The organism is Streptomyces sp. NPDC001348 (assembly GCF_053597535.1).
Genome location: NZ_JBSFIK010000025.1, coordinates 1 through 15,974, shown reverse-complemented (window position 1 = coordinate 15,974; position 15,974 = coordinate 1). Strand labels below are relative to the sequence as shown.

Sequence of the window (15,974 nt, the reverse complement as noted above, 5' to 3'; positions counted from 1 at the left end):
GGCTCCCCTAGATGTCGACGGCACGCCCGGTACGTGCCGACTCGGCGGCGGCCTCGGCGATGCGGACGGCTGCCACACCGTCCCGGGCACTCACCCTCGGCTCCGGGCCGTTCCCGGTGAAGGCGGCGGCGAACTCCCGTATCTGCACGGCGTACGGTGACTCGCCGAAGTCCCCGGACGGAATGCCCTCGGCCCCGGTTCCGTCCCGGCCGCCGCCGGTGACCCGCAGCCCGGGCGCGGCCAGCGAGTCGTGCCCGGCCGTGCCGTCGGTGCCGGCGACGTGGAAGGTCGTGTGGAAGGGGGTGCCGGGCGGTGCCCACACACCCACCACCTGTGTGATCACGCCGTCGGCATGGGTGAGGACGGCCACGCCCGCGGCGACGGCCCCCTCGGGCACCGGGGTGGTGAGGTGGCCCCGTTGGTGGGCGTGGACGCGTACCACCTCGCCGAACAGCCAGCGGGCGATGTCGTAGTCGTGGATCATCTGGTCGACCAGGATCCCGCCGGAGCGTGCCGGGTCGGCGAACCAGGGGCTCCAGGTGGGGTACAGCCCGGTGCGGGTGAAGCGGGCCACCGCGACCCGGCCCAGCGCGCCGGCCGAGACGAGTTCGCGCAGCCGGGCGTAGGCCGGGAAGAAGCGCACCACGTGCCCCGGGTAGAGGCGCAACCCCGCGGCCCCGGCCGTACGCGCGATCACCCCGGCGTCGGCGGCGGTCAGCGCCAGCGGCTTCTCGCACAGCACGTGCGCCCCGGCGGTGAGTGCGGCCAGGGCGATCTTCCGGTGGGTGTCGGTCGGGGTGCACACGTCCACCACGTCCGCGCCCGCGATCGCCTCCTCCCGTGATCCGGCCGCGGTGGCGCCGAACTCCCGGGCCAGGCCGGGTGCCCGGTCGTCGGGGGCGTAGACGCGGACCCGGGCACCGAGCGCGGCCCAGGCGGGCAGATGGAGGCGGGCGATGCCGCCCGCGCCGATCAGCGCGACGTCGAGTTCTGCCATCTGTCGCGGGCCTCCTAGCCCTTGAGCGCGCCACTGAGCACGCCGTTGATGAAGTGCCGTTGGAAGAACAGGTAGACGACCACGACCGGGGCGATCACGATCAGCGTCGCCGCGGCGAGCAGCGGCACGTCGACGTCGTACTGGCCGGTGAAGAAGCCGAGGCCCGCCGGGGCGGTCCGCCTGTCCGGGTCCTGGATGAGGATCAGCGGCAGCAGGAACTGGTTCCAGCTCCACACGAAGTACAGGACGCCGAGGGTGCTGACGGCGGGCCGGGAGCTCGGCATCAGCACCCGCCACAGCGTCGTCCACGACGAGGCCCCGTCCAGCCGGGCGGCCTCGATGAGGGTGCGTGGCATGGTCGCGAAGTGCGCCCGCATCCAGAACACGCCGAACGGCATGAAGGCGGCGATCTCCGCGAGCGCCAGCCCGGGCACGGTGTTGGTCAGCCCGAGCGCCCGCAGGTCGTAGTAGAGCGGGATGACGGTGACCTCGGTCGGGATGGACAGCCCGAGCAGCAGGTACGCGTACAGCTTCCCGCCGCCGGGGACGTCCATGGTGGCCAGCGCGTATCCGGCGAGCGTGGCGCACAGCACCGCGGCCGGGACGACGGCGAGCGCGATGACCGTGCTGGAGCGCAGCAGCGGGCCGAACCCGGCCCGCGACCAGGCGTGGACGAAGTTCTCCAGGTGGATGCCGTGCCTCGGCAGCGCGAGTCCGGTGAGCGGTGTGCCGGCCGGCTGCACGGAGGCCAGCAGCAGCGACAGGAACGGTACGAGCACGGCGGCGCAGAACACCGCCAGCACGGCGGGCGCGGCGAGCCGTCCGGGTCTGAGGGTGTCGGCCGACGTCACGCGGCCTCCCTGGCAAGGCGGTTGATGACGAGGACGGCGACCGAGATGACGGCCGTCAGCACCACCGCCAGCGCGCTCGCCAGTCCCACCTGACCGCCTCCGAAGGCGAGACGGTAGATGAGGATTCCGGGCACCACGGTGCTGTCGCCGGGTCCGCCGCCGGTGGTGATGTAGATCAGGTCGAAGCTGGACAGCGCGGCGATCACCGTGACGGACAGCGCGACCGCGATCTCGGGCCGCAGCAGCGGCACGGTGACGGACCAGAACTCCCGCACGGGGCCCGCCCCGTCCATCCGCGCGGCCTCGTAGATCTCCCGGTCGATGCGCTGCGTTCCGGACAGGAACAGCACCATGCACAGCCCGGCCACCACCCAGGTGCCGATCAGTCCGACGGCGGGCAGCGACCAGGTGAAGCTGCCCAGCCAGGAGTCGGCGAAGCGCCCGAGCCCGAGGGCGCGCAGCGCCTGGTTGAGGGTGCCGTCGTCGGCGTACACCCAGCGCCAGATGATGGCGACCGCGACGAGCGGTACGACCTGCGGCAGGAACAGCAGCGTTCGGACGGCCGCGGTGCCGCGGCGGCCGGAGCGGCGGGCGACGACGGCCGCCGCGACCAGGCCGACGCAGATCGGCAGCACGGAGAAGAAGACGATCAGCGCGCCCGCGTGCCAGGCCGCCGCGCGCAGTTGGGGATCGGCGAAGACCTGCCGGTAGTTGGCGATGCCGGTGAAGGTCGGCAGGGTCACCCCGTCCCAGTCGTACAGCGACAGGTAGGCGGTGTGCAGCGCGGGCAGGACGGCGAACAGGGTGTAGGGCAGCAGTGCGGGCAGCACGTAGAGCAGCGCCGTGGCGCGGCGGCGGCGCCGGTGACGGGTCCCGGGCCGCCGCCGGGCCGCGGCGCGGGTACGGTCGGTCGCCAGGGGCCGGGGACGGTGTGCGGTGACGGCCATCATGTGTGGTAGCGGTCGAAGTCGGACTGCAGCTGGGCGAGGAACTTCTCGACGCCGACCTTGCCGCCGGCCAGTAGTTGCAGCTGGGTGGTGAGGGTGTCCGGCATCGTGGGGGTGGAGGCGTTCTGGATGAACGGCTCCAGACCGGAGTCCTTGACGATCGCCTGCCAGCCGCTGCCGACGTCACCGAGCAGTCCGCTCTGCTCGGGCATGGCGGTGGCGGCAGGGGCCATGAACCCGGACTTGGCGATGACGGGCGCCGCCTGCCGGCTCGCGCAGAAGTCGAGGAAGGCGGCGGCCGCCGCGGCGTTCTTCGTCCTGCTGGAGACGCAGTAGTAGACGCCCGCCCCCGTGGTGTGCAGGGTGCCGCCCTTGTCGGCGGGCGGCGCGTTGAACAGGCCCGCGTCGGCGCCGAGTCCCTTGGCGACCGCGGCCGCCGCCCAGTTGCCGCTGATCCGGAAGACACCCGTGCCCTTGGCGAACGCGGCGGTGGCGTCGTTGTCGCTGACGCCGTTGACCTTCGGCGTCACATAGCCCTTGTCCACCCAGCGTTTGAGAGTGGTGGCCGCGGCGACCGCCTCCGCACCGGTGATCTTGGCGCCCTTGTGGCCGAACGCCCAGGCCTCCCGGTCGGCGGGCTTCATGTACAGGGACAGCAGGACGTTGAAGGGGTGGTTGAGGCCGCCGTCGAGGTTGCCCGCGACGAGCGCGGTCTCGCCCGCCGCCTTGGCCTTGGCGAACATCGCCTCCAACTCGGCCACGGTGGCGGGCGGGACGGTGATCCCGAGCTTCTTCGCCTTGGCCTTGTTGTAGTAGACGCCCTCGAAGGAGAGGCCGCCGGGCACGCCGTACAGGGCTCCGGTGCCGGTGGTGCGGCCGTCGGCGGTGAAGGTGATCTGGTCGAGGCCGGGGAACTTCCCCGGCCAGCCGTAGGCCTTGCCGTACGCTCCGACGTCGAGCAGCAGCCGGCCCTTGACCAGGTTGTTCATACCGGAGACGAACTGGGCGATGTCGGGGGCGGTGTCCGCCGACATCGTGGTGTCGATGCTCTTGAGGTAGTCGTCCCAGCCGGTGTACTGGCGCTTGAAGGTGACGTTGGGGTACTTGGCGTGGAAGGCGGCCAGCAGACCGGGCGTCATGGTGGTGTCGTCCGCGTCGGCCACCACGAGGGTGATCTTCTTGTGGGTGGGCACCGCGGTGGCGGCGGGCCCGGAGGCGTTCGCGGTCGCGGCCGCCTTGGCTCCGGGGGTGAGGGAGCTGCTGCACGCGGCGAGCAGCGAGGATCCGGCGGAGGCGAGGAAGACGCGTCTGGGCAGGGGGGCGGAGAGGTGGGTGTGGCTGTGGCTCATGGCGGTATCTCCTGTGACAGCGGAGAGGGATGCCGGGCGCCGGGTGGGGCCGGCCCGACGGGCGCATGCCGTGGGGGACGCGGACGCTGCACGAGGCTTTTAATAAAGCAGTTGCGTTATATAATCAGCTCGGCGTCGATGGACGTCAAGACTTCCCGGGGAGGTGGCGGTGGCAGCCCTGGAGACGGAGGCCGTGTGGCCGCTGAGCGGAGCCATGGAGCCGGTCGCACCGAGCGCGCCGGCGGTCGTCGGCGTGGCGGACCTGCGCGCGACGAACGCGGCAGCCGTGCTGGCCGTCGTACGCTCGGCCGATCCGCATCCGCGGCTGTCGGAACTGGTCAAGGCGACGAGCCTGTCACGGCCCACGGTGGAGGCCATCGCCGAGGAACTCGCCGACCGCGGCCTGATCGAGGTCACCCCCGCCGTGTCCGCCCGCGGCCGGCGGTCCCCCGGCCGCCCGGCGCGCCGCTTCCGCTTCCGCCCGCACGCCGGCTTCGTCGTCGGCGTCGACGTTCGCCCCCGTTCGGTCACCGCCTGCCTCGCCGACCTCGACGGCGAGGCGGTCGCCGTGCAGCGCCGGGCGGTCCGCGCGGACCTCACGGGTGCGGCCCGCGCGCGTGCCGTCACCTCGTTGGTCCAGGCCGCCCTGGCCTGTGCCGAGGTCGATCCCGCCCGGGTGTGGGCGGCGGCCGTCGGAACCCCCGGTCTCGTCGACCGGGCCAACTCCCGCGTCCGCCAGGCCGACAACCTGCGCGACTGGTCGGGCACCGACATCGCCGGCATCCTCCGCGACCTGCTGCACTGCCCGGTCGCCGTCGAGAACGACGCGAACCTCGCGGCACTGGGCGAGCAGTGGCGTGGGGTCGGGCGGGCGCCCGGTGACGGCACGGGCGGAGGCACGGACCGCGGCGAACGGTCCGGGCAGTGGCCGGGCGAACGGTCCGGTGAACCGTCCGGCGAGGCCGGGGCGGCGGTCGGTGAGATGGTGTTCGTCCTGCTCGGTGAACGCCTCGGCGCGGGCGTCATCACGGGTGGCCGGCTGTTGCGCGGCCACCACGGCGCGGCCGGCGAGATCGGCTTCATCCGGTTCCCGGGGTCTTCGGGTTCACCCGCCTCCACCGGTCTGGAGCCACTGCCCGCCTCCGTCGTCGCGGGCGCGGCCGCGGGCAAGGCGCACGCGGTCCGCGCCGTCGAGTCGTACGGCCGGCGGCTCGCCGAGGGCATCGCCCCGGTCCTGCTGGCCCTGGACCCGGCCCTGATCGTCCTCGGCACCGGCCAGTTCCCGCTCCCCCGGACCGCCCCGGCCGCCGATCTCCTGCTCGGCGCCGCCCGGGGACACGCGGACACCCTCCTCGTCGACCCACCACGCTGGCGGCTGTCCGCCCTGGGCGACGACGCCGTACTCACCGGCGCCGTCCGGTTCGCGCTGTCCTCCGTCGAGGTCGTGCTGCGTACGCGGCCGACGAGTCTGACGGCACGGGCCCAGGGCGCGCCCTGACCGACGCGGATCACCGACCCGGCCCAGTGTCCCCCGCGCCCGCCGGGCGATCCGGGTACGGGTCCCGCAGAATGGGGCCGGGTCGCCCCGCCATGGAGCCGCTGGGGCGGCCGCTTCCCGGACGCGGCGGACCGCCGCCCCATCCTTCACTCAGGGAGCCCGCATGGCAGTGATGGCGGAAGAACTCGTACCCGCTCTGGAGGACGCGCGTCGAGCGCACACCGCGGTCCTCGACCGGTTCCGGGCGGACGCCGTGGTCACACCGCCGGGCCCGGTCCGGCGGACGCTCGAGACCCGGGCCGCGGAGGTCCAGGACGGTCTGCAGCGCATCCAGCACCGGGTGCGCGGTCTGGAAGGACACCGGGGACTGCTCGGCACGGCGGTCGGTGTGACCCGATGGGTGTCGCTGGGCGCCATGCGTACCGCGATGCTGCCGATGACGGTCGGAGCGAAGGTCGTCAAGGGGCTGCTGCCCGGCGGTGGCCCGGCCGACGCCCGGCAGATCCTGAGGAACACGGAGGAGGAGTACGCGGCGGCGGCGCGAGCACTGGCCGTCTGCCGGGCCGGGGAGGTCCTCGCCGAAGAGGTCGACGACCGGACCACCGCCGAACTGCTCGGCTCACTGCGCCGCCACGACGAGGAGCTGCTGCGGGCACTGGAGGACAGCCTGGCCGAGCAGGCCCGTGCCGTGGCGGGAGCCAACGGCTCCCAGCCGGGCGGGAGCCGCGACGGCGGCCTGGCCGAGGCCACGGCCCGGACGCTGCGCACGGCTTTCGACCGGACCCTCGAGGCCGGCCGGCGCGGCGGGCGGCAGGCCACGGGCGCGGCCGGGAACGCGGTGCGGAGGATGCCCGGGAGCGGCGCGGACGCCGCACCCGTCGTCGCCGCGGAGATCCGGGAGGACGAGCTGCCGATTCACGGGTTCAGTCAGCTCAGCACCGAGCAGATCCAGCGGCGGCTGCCCGAACTGTCCGAGGCGGAGCTGGCGCTGATCGATGAGTACGAACGCACTCACGCCCACCGCAAACACGTCATGGAGGCCATCGAGCAGCTGCGCGGAGAAGGACGGACCCCGAGGCCCTGACGGCGCGCAGCCGTTCGTCACGCCGTGTCATCATGGGCGGTCGGTCGGTTGCGGGTATCCCTGAGGGCGGTGGGCCGGCTTGACGGCAGGCCGGGAGTGGGACGAGACATTGTTCTCGGGCACCGCGAGCGCCGGCCGAGCACCGAGGTGTTCGTCTGGCACGTCCGGGACTGACGGGCCGGCGGCGCTCAGGCGCGGTTGTCCGCGTGCGTCAGCGTGGTCCAGGCGTTGAAGTAGTTGTCCGTGCCGGACGGCCGGTGCGACTCGGTGTACTTCTGGGTGCTGGACATGCTGATGCCGAGCCGGTTGTGGAGGGCGTTGTAGCCGACCTCGGTGACCCGGCCGAGCCCCGTCCTGACCGAGCCGCCGCACAGCCAGGACGGCACGGCGGTGCCGTTCTCGTACGAGGTGTGGAAGCCCAGGGCGTAGCGCAGCCGCTCCTGGATCTTCGGGTAGAGGTCCTGTCCCTGGATGCGGCTGGTCTCCGCGATGTCCGCGATGGAGGCGATGCCCCAGCCGGTGTGCCCGAAGTCGCGGCAGGTCTCCTGCGCCAGGCCGTCGGTGAAGGTGCTCTGGCCCTGCCAGTACTTGATGATCTCGGCGCCGGTGTCGATGCTGCTGTTCGCGGGCGGCGCGGGCAGGTCGCCGTCGCCGGCCAGGTAGACGTACGCCGGAACGCGGGCGAGGTAGGTGCTGACCGCTTTGCCGTAGTCGGCGCGGTCCTCGATGAAGACCGAGATGCCGATCGCGGCCTCGGTCATGACCAGTTCCCAGTTGCCGTTCTTGGTCGCCGCACCCTTGATCACCTCAGGGAGGTACACGTCGCGCAGCATGGTCGCGAAGCGGCCGGCGTTCGGCCAGCCGCCGTCATAGGTGTACTTGATGATCTCGGCGGCGCGCGGCCAGGTGGATCCGGCCCAGCCGGTCTGCAGCGGGGCGTTGCTGTTGGTGTGGTCGGTGATGGTGGCGGACCAGGCGTCCATGATCTCGATCGACTTCCTGGCGTACCTGCTGTCCCTGGTGAAGTACCAGGCGAGCGCGTCGGTATAGGCCGCTATGGCGTCCTGACGCTCTTCGGTGCAGCCGTGGTTGGGGTTGGACGACGAGCCGCACTCCACGACGGCCCGGGGCTTGGCGGTACGCGACAGTGAGGCGTAGGAGCTGGCCATCATGTTGTCGTACGCGCCCTTCCAGGGCTGCAGGCCTGCCTGCACCTTGGACCGGGCGTAGTCGAGCTGGGCCCGGCTGACCAGTACACCGGGGTGGGTGAAGGCGGCCGGTGCGGCCGTCGCCCGTGCGGCCGGGCCGGACCACTGAAGGCTCAGCAGGCCGGTCAGGAGGGCGAGAACGCCGAGCAGTGCGGTTCTGGTCCGTGGCATCCGATGACCTCTTCCCTGCAGGAATCCGCGCAGAATCGTTCTGAGATTCTGTTCAGATATGAGAACACCGTTCCGAATACGGACGGATTGGCCTGGACCATAAGGGTGCTGCGTGAACATGTCAATGCTCGTCGAGCTCGTCGAGGAGCTGCGGCCCGTTGTTGCGGACGTCGTTGACGGCCGTGGCGACCGGCCGCGCGTGCAGCCGGCCGTCGGCCGGCCGGATCAGGAGGGTGCGCAGTCGGCCGGGCTCCTGGTGGCCGGGGTCGAGCCAGGCGTCGTAGTGGGCCTCGGCGAGTGCGAGCGGCATGCGCGGGTGGACGCGGCCGACCGCGTCGGTGGCCTCGGTGGTGATGATGGTGCAGGTCATCAGCCAGGCGGCAGGGTCGTCGTCCTGCTTCACGGCCGGGTCGCGCCAGTACGCGTACAGGCCGGCGAGCGCCAACACGCTGTCGCCCTCGGGGTGGATGAAGTACGGCTGCTTGCGCGTCCTGCCCGTGGCCGGATCCCTGACCTGCTCCCACTCGTAGAAGCCGTCGGCGGGGAGCAGACAGCGGTGCCGGAGGAAGGCGCGGCGGAAAGCCGGCTTCTCGTGCACGGTCTCCACCCGCGCGTTGATCATCCGCGCACCGATGGCACGCTCCTTGGCCCATGACGGCACCAGGCCCCAGCGCAGCGGCCGCAACTCCCGCTCCGCCGGAGCGCCCTCGCCACGGTCGCGCGGGGTGCGCTCGAGCACGGCCCACACATCGTCGGTGGGGGCGACGTTCCAGCTCGGCGCGAGCCTCTCCTCGGCGCGCCAGTCGGTGACGTGGAACAGCCGCACCAGGTCCTGCGGGCTGCGCGTGGACACATATCGACCGCACATGCAGCCACTCTCGCACCGCGCGCGCCGCACGCAAGGCGGTGCCACCCGGTGGGGCCGCGGAGGCATCCGTTCACCACGGTGCGGCGACACCGCAACAGTTCGAGCTCGCAGCCCGCCGGACGTCCCGGAGTCGCCATGCCCCGCAGATACCGGCAGGCACCGGGTGCGAGCCGCACCCCCGGTCGCCGTCACGCGACCGACGACGACACGGTGGCCGCCGGAGCGTCGCACGGCGATCGGCGCGCGCCCGGACCGGCCGGCCGATGAGCCACCGGGTCATTACGCGGAGTGAACCACAGATCCAGGCTTTGCATGACCATACGTCTCCATGCATAATCTTCCTATGTCCAAGGTCCTCACCTCCCTGCCCGCCGGCGAGCGCGTCGGCATCGCCTTCTCGGGCGGCCTCGACACCTCGGTCGCGGTCGCGTGGATGCGCGACAAGGGCGCCATCCCGTGCACGTACACCGCCGACATCGGCCAGTACGACGAGCCCGACATCGCCTCGGTGCCCGGCCGCGCGAAGACCTACGGTGCCCAGATCGCGCGCCTGGTCGACTGCCGTGCGGCGCTGGTCGAGGAGGGCCTGGCCGCGCTCGCCTGCGGCGCGTTCCACATCCGCTCGGGCGGGCGGGCGTACTTCAACACCACCCCGCTCGGCCGCGCCGTCACCGGCACCCTCCTGGTGCGGGCCATGCTCGAGGACGACGTGCAGATCTGGGGTGACGGCTCGACCTTCAAGGGCAACGACATCGAGCGGTTCTACCGCTACGGCCTGCTCGCCAACCCGCACCTGCGGATCTACAAGCCCTGGCTGGACGCGAACTTCGTGACGGAGCTGGGCGGCCGCAAGGAGATGTCCGAGTGGCTCCTCGCCCACGGGCTGCCCTACCGGGACAGCACGGAGAAGGCGTACTCGACGGACGCCAACATCTGGGGCGCCACCCATGAGGCGAAGACGCTGGAGCACCTGGACACCGGCATCGAGACCGTCGAGCCGATCATGGGCGTGCGCTTCTGGGACCCCGAGGTCGAGATCGCCACGGAGGACGTGACGATCGGCTTCGACCAGGGCCGTCCGGTCACCGTCAACGGCAAGGAGTTCGGCTCCGCCGTCGAGCTGGTGATGGAGGCCAACGCCATCGGCGGCCGCCACGGTCTCGGCATGTCCGACCAGATCGAGAACCGGATCATCGAGGCCAAGAGCCGCGGCATCTACGAGGCGCCCGGCATGGCGCTGCTGCACGCCGCCTACGAGCGGCTGGTCAACGCGATCCACAACGAGGACACCGTCGCCCAGTACCACAACGAGGGACGGCGTCTGGGCCGGCTGATGTACGAGGGCCGCTGGCTGGACCCGCAGGCGCTGATGGTGCGCGAGTCGCTGCAGCGCTGGGTCGGCGCGGCGATCACCGGCGAGGTGACACTGCGGCTGCGGCGCGGCGAGGACTACTCGATCCTCGACACCACCGGCCCGGCGTTCAGCTACCACCCGGACAAGCTGTCGATGGAGCGCACCGAGGACTCGGCGTTCGGCCCGACGGACCGGATCGGCCAGCTCACCATGCGCAACCTCGACATCGCCGACTCCCGCGCCAAGCTGGAGCAGTACGCGGGGCTGGGCCTGATCGGCACCACGGGTCCCGCCATCGGTGCCGCCCAGGCCGCCGCGACCGGTCTGATCGGCAGCATGCCCGAGGGTGGCGCGGAGGCCATCGCCTCCCGCGGCGAGGTCTCCGAGGAGGACGAGATGCTGGACCGCGCCGCCATGGAGTTCGGCACGGACTGACCGGTCCCGTGACGCGGCCCGGCGCCGGGGACGGCGCCGGGCCCGCCTCTTTCCGCCGACCGTCGCGGTAATGCGCTGCGCCGCCTGGAGTAAGCGGGTGACAGGTCGCGCCGCCGGCAGGCAATCCCTCTGTCATGAGTGCTTCGACGTCCAGACTGGTTCCCGGTCGCCTCAGCGAGTGGTACCGCGAACGCCGGTCGTGGGAGCTCAGCGAGCAGGCACGGGCCGAACTGCGCACACTCGAGGCGCTGCTGGCCGCGAGGCAGGCGGCTCCGGACACCACCGACGAGGCGAAGGTGATGCTTCGGGCCGCCGCGGCGGAACTGGAGTCGGCCGGGAAGCTGCTCAGTTTCGGCGAGCACCGCAGAGCCCCGTTGGGTTCGCACGTCACGGCCGCGCGCATCCACCTCGAGACCGCACGACTGCTGTGGATCAAGTCCTTCACGTCGTCCCCGCAGGCCATCGACCCGTACGTACCCGGGCTGCGCGCGGTGATCCGCGAGCACCTGGCCAGGGACGACGAGCGGCGTGCGGTGGTGGAGGCCCTGCCCCGGGGCAAGCCGCTCACACGGCAGGGTGTCGTACGGCTCATCCAGGCGCTGGAGGCGGCGAACGAGGCGGCCCTCCGGGAGAACCTGCGGGCCGGCAGTTTCGTCCGCATCGTCTGGGCCGTCACCGGAGGTCTCTTCGCGCTCGCGGTGACCGTGTGCGTGATCACGGCGGTGTGGCCGATGGCGGTGCCGCTGTGCTTCAGCCCGAGGCCCGGCACGAGCACCTCCGGCACGACGGGCGGGTCCGGGCAGCCGCCTGCGGTCGGCTACACCGTCGTGTGTCCCCTGGGCAGCGATCCCGCGCCGTCGTCCACGGACCTCGACGTGAGCTTCGGGCAGGTCGCCACCCGGGGCGACTACATCGCGGTGGAAACCGTGGGACTCGTGGCGGCGAGCCTGGCGTCCGCCTCGTCCCTGCGGAAGATCAGGGGAACTTCCACCCCGTACCCGATCCCCGTCGCCCTCGCAGCGCTGAAACTCCCCGCCGGGGCGCTGACCGCGGTGGGCGGACTGCTGCTGATGCGGGGTGGGTTCGTGCCCGGACTCAGCGCGCTGGACACTTCCGCTCAGATCATCGCCTGGGCGATCGTGTTCGGCTATTCACAGGAACTGTTCACCAAATTCGTCGACCAGCGCGGCCAGATGGTGCTCGACGCGGTGCGTGGCCCGTCGGCCCCTGCCGTGAACCGGAGCGGCGGCAAACCGCCGGCGGGCACGGAAGGGGCGACGGGCTGACGGATGTTACTCGTCGCTCCCGGTCGCGTACGCTGGCACGTGGAGTTTGTCCCAGGTGAACTTGCCCGGAATGCCGTCGGCGTCCGGGCCGCTGAAACCGAGTTGCCGTTGCCATCTGGCGTACGATTCCCGGTCCTCGTCGTCCCACCGGTAGTCGGGCCCGTCCCCTCCGTACGCGGAGCAGCCCACATCGATGAGCCGGACGGCCATGGCCTCGATGATCGGGTCGGCCCTCCAGGGCTGGAAGAAGTCCTTGCCCGGGAAGGGCACGTACTGCCCGTCCGGAGGCGGTTGCGAGTCCGGTGACGACACCCGGAGCCGCTGCCCGGCACGGATGACGTCCGGGTTGGTGATCTCGGGGTTCCACTCCAGGAGCTGGGCCAGCGTCACATGGAATCTGGCCGCGATCCTGGAGAGGGTGTCACCGCTTTCGACCGTGTAATACAAGGTTTTTGTGTCCATATGACCACTCTAATGGCGGACACTCGTACCCAAAAGCCGAAATACCCGAAAGGCACCACGAAGCCCGGCCCCTGCCACTGATTCAGTTTTCATCTGTTTACGAATCAACGGGCTTTCGCCATCACTTCACGCAAGAGCGCGGCGACGGTTTTTCCCGAGGGCACAGCGCGGGCGGCAAAGGTGCGCGTCTGCTGACTATTGGTCAAGTCGGGCGCGTCCTAGCGTCGGAAGGCCCCAGCACACACCGCCCTCCGCGAAAGGGATGCGCCTCAGCGATGAAGAGATCCCCCCTGCTCACTGCCTTGACGACCGCCGTCCTGCTCACCGGTGCGCTGGTGTCGCAGTCCGCCGCCGCCACCGGGCAGCCGGTCGCGGTGTCCGCCTGCGCCGCCTCCGACAAGGACATCTACACCCCTCCCACCACCGTGCCGTCCACACCGGGAACGGTCCTGGCGTGCCGTCCGGTCACCCTCTCCCAGGTACCCGGCGGCATCCCCATGTCGGCCTGGAAGGTGCGCTACAGCTCCACCGACAACCAGGGGCGCCCCACCGCCGTCTCGGGCACCGTGGCCGTACCGGCAGCCACCTGGACGGGTCCCGGCACGCGACCCGTGGTCGCCTTCAACCCGGGCACGCTCGGACTGGGCTCCCAGTGCGCGTTCTCCAAGCAGCTCGCCGGCGCCTTCCAGGACGAGTACGAGGGCGACAACATCGCGGCCCTGCTCAAGGCGGGCTATGCCGTCGCCGCCACGGACGGCCCCGGCTACCTCGACGGGCAGACGCACCGGTACATGTCCGGAACCGACGCCGGTCACGCCCTGCTCGACATGGCCCGCGCCGCCACCGCCGTGCCGGGCAGCGGTCTTTCGCCGCGGACCCGCATCGGCCTGTGGGGCTACTCCGAGGGCGGCGCGGCCAGTCTCTGGGCGGCCCAGCTCGCCGCCGGCTACGCGCCCGAACTCAACGTCGTGGGGGACGCCTCCGGCGGTGTCCCCGGCGATCTGAAGACCGTGGCCGCCTCACTGGACGGCAGCGCCTTCGTCGGCTTCCTCGCCGACGCGGCCGTCGGCATCCACACCGCCTACCCGGCGCTGCCCTTCGACTCCCTGCTCAACGACCAGGGCCGCGACTCCGTCAGGACCGCGTCGTCCGTGTGCCTGGTCGGCACCACGACCACGCTCGCGGGCAAGCACATCAGCGACTTCACCACCGACCGGCTCAGCCTCGACCAGCTCTACCAGCAGCGCGGCACCGACGGCCGCACCTGGGGTCAGGTCCTCGACGCCCAACGGCTCGGCGCGGACGTGGGCTCCACCTCCTCACCGGCCCGCTACCGCGTCTCCTTCCCGGTGCTGCAGTACCGCGGCCTGCTCGACGAGGTGATCCCCACCGCCACGGAGGACGCCACCCGCGCCGCCTACTGCGCCGCCGGCATCCCCACCACCTGGCGGACCTACCTCGGCGACCATCTCCTCACCGACAACCAGGCCATCGGCGACGTCGTCTCCTGGCTCGGCGACCGCTTCGGCGGCCGCACCGCGCAGAACGACTGCTGACAACCGCTGTTCGCGCCCGGCGGAAGTCGGCGATTCCCTGAACGTGCGTCCGGGCTGCGTTAGCCTCGTCCCCTCTTGGTTACGAACTGACGTACGTCGAATAGCACTTCGGGGGATGCGTTGTCCGAACAGCCGCCGTTGCCACCGGTCTCATCACCGAACGAGGCCGCGGCGTTGCGGCAGACCGGTGCCTCACCTCTGCGGCCCGGCGACCCCGGCAGCGTCGGCCCCTACGTCCCGCTGGGACTGCTGGGCAGCGGCGGCATGGGACGGGTCTACCTGGCCCGCCCCGCGGACGACGGTCCCGGCCTGGTCGCCGTGAAGGTGATCAGGCCGGAGTACGCGGAGGACCCCAGGTTCCGGCGCCGGTTCGAGCGTGAGGCGTCGGTGCACGCCCGGCTCCGTACGCCGCACACATCGAGGTTGTGCGGCACGGGTTTTCAGGACGAAATGCTGTGGATGGCCACCGAGTACCTGCCGGGGCTCGATCTGGCGGTCGCCGTACGCGAGGTCGGCGCCCTGGAGACGGCCGCGGTCTGGCGCCTGGCCGCGCAGTTGGGCCAGGCGCTCGCCGATCTGTCCGCCGCGGGGATCGTGCACCGGGATCTCAAGCCGTCCAACGTGCTGCTGTCGGTGCGGGGCGCACACGTGATCGACTTCGGCATCTCGAAGGCCGCCGACGCGAGCGCGATCACCGGCACGGGCAACCGGGTGGGCACTCCCGCCTACATGTCGCCGGAACATCTGAGGGAGGGCCGGTGCGACACGGCGGCGGACGTGTTCTCACTGGCCGGCACGCTGGTCTACGCGGCCACGGGACACGCTCCCTTCGGTGACGGCACCGGTGTGGACGTGATGCACCGGGTGGCGTTCGAGGAGCCGAACCCCGAGCTGATCGGTGCGATCGCCGAGGCGGATCCGGCGCTCGGTTCCCTGCTGTCCGCGTGCCTGGCCAAGGAGCCCGGGCGGCGGCCCACCCCGCGGCAACTCGTCGAGGCGGCCAGGGGGCGCGCGCCGGACGGCTGGCCCGAGCCGCTGCACGGCAGAGTGCTGGCCCGCCTGCGCGCGTTCGAGGCGTTACGGAGTCTTCCGCGGGCCGCTCCCTCCGGTTCGCCGGAACCCGAGGAGCGGGGAGGTCCTTCCGCTGCCACGCCGGCGGAGCAGGCACCGAGGGCCCGGACGTGGGCACGGAGGAAACCGCTGCTGACCGTCGCCGCGGCCGCCGTACTCTGCGCGGTGGCGGCGGGAGTCCTTCTCCTCCCGCGTCACGACACGACCGCGGGCGCGCCGCCCACCGCAACCGGCGGGACGACCGAGGTGGGCGCCTCTCCCCCGGACACCACAGCCCCGGTGTCGGAGGCCGCGGACGGGACGTCCGGCCCCTCCGGGGCCGGGAAGGGCGCGGGCGACGCCGTCGGCACCGGCGTACACACCTCACGTCCCGCTGTGCCCAGGTCCACGGACGACGTCCGACGGGCCGATCACTCCGGCTCCACCGCCGGCCCTGCGGCTTCGGCCGGCACCGCTTCGTCCACGAGCGCCACGCACTCCGGGCCGGCGACTCCGCCGTGGATCTCCGACTGCACGTACTACCACGGCAACGGACGGACCCGCGCGGGGAACAGCGGCAAACGCGTGTTACAGGTGCAGTGCATGCTGACGAAGCGCGGATACGACGTGGGAAGCACCGGCGTCGACGGTGACTTCGGCTCCGGAACCGAGGCCGCGGTGCGGGAGTTCCAGAGCGACAAGGGACTGGGCGCCGACGGCGTCGTGGGCCGTGAGACCTGGGGCGCACTGCGCGGCACGGCTTAGGGGTCCTTGCACTATGAGCGCCCGATGAGGTCGCGTGGTCCGGTGCCGTGCATCGCAAGGCGCCGGAGAGCCCTCGATGGGGGTCCCCCCGCT

Annotated in this window: 13 protein-coding genes; 6 read left to right on the top strand and 7 right to left on the bottom strand. The window is 71.8% G+C overall.

Annotated elements, in window-relative coordinates; translation table 11 throughout:
• Nucleotides 1-7: 7 nt before the first annotated feature.
• From ACWC21_RS24770 to ACWC21_RS24755, 4 genes are read right to left on the bottom strand one after another with little or no spacing between them, the layout of a single operon-like run.
• On the bottom strand, nt 8-997 hold the full coding sequence (locus tag ACWC21_RS24770; RefSeq protein ID WP_450885000.1) for a Gfo/Idh/MocA family protein: 990 nt from the start codon (nt 995-997) through the stop codon (nt 8-10).
• Nucleotides 998-1,011: 14 nt separating this feature from the next.
• Nucleotides 1,012-1,848, bottom strand: a complete 837-nt coding sequence (locus ACWC21_RS24765) for a carbohydrate ABC transporter permease (RefSeq protein WP_450884999.1) — start codon at nt 1,846-1,848, stop codon at nt 1,012-1,014.
• Nucleotides 1,845-2,798, bottom strand: coding sequence for a carbohydrate ABC transporter permease (locus ACWC21_RS24760; protein ID WP_450884998.1), 954 nt, complete (start codon nt 2,796-2,798; stop codon nt 1,845-1,847). The genes ACWC21_RS24765 and ACWC21_RS24760 overlap by 4 nt, the downstream gene beginning before the upstream one ends.
• Nucleotides 2,795-4,144, bottom strand: coding sequence for an ABC transporter substrate-binding protein (locus ACWC21_RS24755; protein ID WP_450884997.1), 1,350 nt, complete (start codon nt 4,142-4,144; stop codon nt 2,795-2,797). The genes ACWC21_RS24760 and ACWC21_RS24755 overlap by 4 nt, the downstream gene beginning before the upstream one ends.
• Nucleotides 4,145-4,313: 169 nt before the next feature.
• On the opposite strand from ACWC21_RS24755, the gene ACWC21_RS24750 reads away from it, so the two are divergent.
• Nucleotides 4,314-5,642, top strand: a complete 1,329-nt coding sequence (locus ACWC21_RS24750) for an ROK family transcriptional regulator (RefSeq protein WP_450884996.1) — start codon at nt 4,314-4,316, stop codon at nt 5,640-5,642.
• Nucleotides 5,643-5,805: 163 nt separating this feature from the next.
• The gene (locus ACWC21_RS24745) at nt 5,806-6,726 is read left to right on the top strand and encodes a hypothetical protein (RefSeq protein WP_450884995.1); all 921 of its coding nucleotides are present in this window, start codon (nt 5,806-5,808) and stop codon (nt 6,724-6,726) included.
• Nucleotides 6,727-6,914: 188 nt separating this feature from the next.
• On the opposite strand, the gene ACWC21_RS24740 is transcribed toward ACWC21_RS24745, so the two are convergent.
• Complete coding sequence (locus ACWC21_RS24740) at nt 6,915-8,105, bottom strand: alginate lyase family protein (RefSeq protein ID WP_450884994.1); 1,191 nt, start codon at nt 8,103-8,105, stop codon at nt 6,915-6,917.
• Nucleotides 8,106-8,226: 121 nt separating this feature from the next.
• A complete protein-coding gene (locus ACWC21_RS24735) occupies nt 8,227-8,973 on the bottom strand; it encodes an SOS response-associated peptidase (protein ID WP_450884993.1) in 747 nt (248 codons plus the stop codon).
• A gap of 343 nt (nt 8,974-9,316) precedes the next feature.
• On the opposite strand from ACWC21_RS24735, the gene argG reads away from it, so the two are divergent.
• Nucleotides 9,317-10,762 carry an argininosuccinate synthase gene (argG, locus tag ACWC21_RS24730; RefSeq protein WP_450884992.1) on the top strand — a complete coding sequence of 482 codons (1,446 nt, stop codon included), beginning with the start codon at nt 9,317-9,319 and terminating at the stop codon, nt 10,760-10,762.
• Nucleotides 10,763-10,896: 134 nt separating this feature from the next.
• Nucleotides 10,897-12,048, top strand: coding sequence for a hypothetical protein (locus tag ACWC21_RS24725; protein ID WP_450884991.1), 1,152 nt, complete (start codon nt 10,897-10,899; stop codon nt 12,046-12,048).
• A gap of 6 nt (nt 12,049-12,054) precedes the next feature.
• Here ACWC21_RS24725 and ACWC21_RS24720 read toward each other — a convergent pair whose 3' ends face one another.
• Nucleotides 12,055-12,510: a peptidoglycan-binding protein gene (locus ACWC21_RS24720; RefSeq protein WP_450884990.1), complete on the bottom strand. Its 456-nt coding sequence runs from the start codon at nt 12,508-12,510 to the stop codon at nt 12,055-12,057.
• A 275-nt stretch (nt 12,511-12,785) separates the two neighbouring features.
• Between ACWC21_RS24720 and ACWC21_RS24715 the strand changes: the two genes are divergently transcribed.
• Nucleotides 12,786-14,066: a lipase family protein gene (locus ACWC21_RS24715; protein WP_450884989.1), complete on the top strand. Its 1,281-nt coding sequence runs from the start codon at nt 12,786-12,788 to the stop codon at nt 14,064-14,066.
• A gap of 174 nt (nt 14,067-14,240) precedes the next feature.
• Entirely contained in the window at nt 14,241-15,881 is a 1,641-nt protein-coding gene (locus tag ACWC21_RS24710; RefSeq protein WP_450884988.1) for a protein kinase domain-containing protein, read from the top strand.
• The last annotated feature ends 93 nt before the right edge of the window (nt 15,882-15,974 follow it).

Excerpts from the sequence above, each read along its gene's own strand:
- ACWC21_RS24735 (WP_450884993.1), bottom strand. The coding sequence starts at position 8,973 with ATGTGCGGTCGATATGTGTCCACGCGCAGCCCGCAGGACCTGGTGCGG.
- ACWC21_RS24760 (WP_450884998.1), bottom strand. The coding sequence starts at position 2,798 with ATGATGGCCGTCACCGCACACCGTCCCCGGCCCCTGGCGACCGACCGT.
- ACWC21_RS24715 (WP_450884989.1), top strand. The coding sequence starts at position 12,786 with ATGAAGAGATCCCCCCTGCTCACTGCCTTGACGACCGCCGTCCTGCTC.
- ACWC21_RS24725 (WP_450884991.1), top strand. The coding sequence starts at position 10,897 with ATGAGTGCTTCGACGTCCAGACTGGTTCCCGGTCGCCTCAGCGAGTGG.
- argG (WP_450884992.1), top strand. The coding sequence starts at position 9,317 with ATGTCCAAGGTCCTCACCTCCCTGCCCGCCGGCGAGCGCGTCGGCATC.
- ACWC21_RS24745 (WP_450884995.1), top strand. The coding sequence starts at position 5,806 with ATGGCAGTGATGGCGGAAGAACTCGTACCCGCTCTGGAGGACGCGCGT.
- ACWC21_RS24720 (WP_450884990.1), bottom strand. The coding sequence starts at position 12,510 with ATGGACACAAAAACCTTGTATTACACGGTCGAAAGCGGTGACACCCTC.
- ACWC21_RS24740 (WP_450884994.1), bottom strand. The coding sequence starts at position 8,105 with ATGCCACGGACCAGAACCGCACTGCTCGGCGTTCTCGCCCTCCTGACC.
- ACWC21_RS24755 (WP_450884997.1), bottom strand. The coding sequence starts at position 4,144 with ATGAGCCACAGCCACACCCACCTCTCCGCCCCCCTGCCCAGACGCGTC.
- ACWC21_RS24770 (WP_450885000.1), bottom strand. The coding sequence starts at position 997 with ATGGCAGAACTCGACGTCGCGCTGATCGGCGCGGGCGGCATCGCCCGC.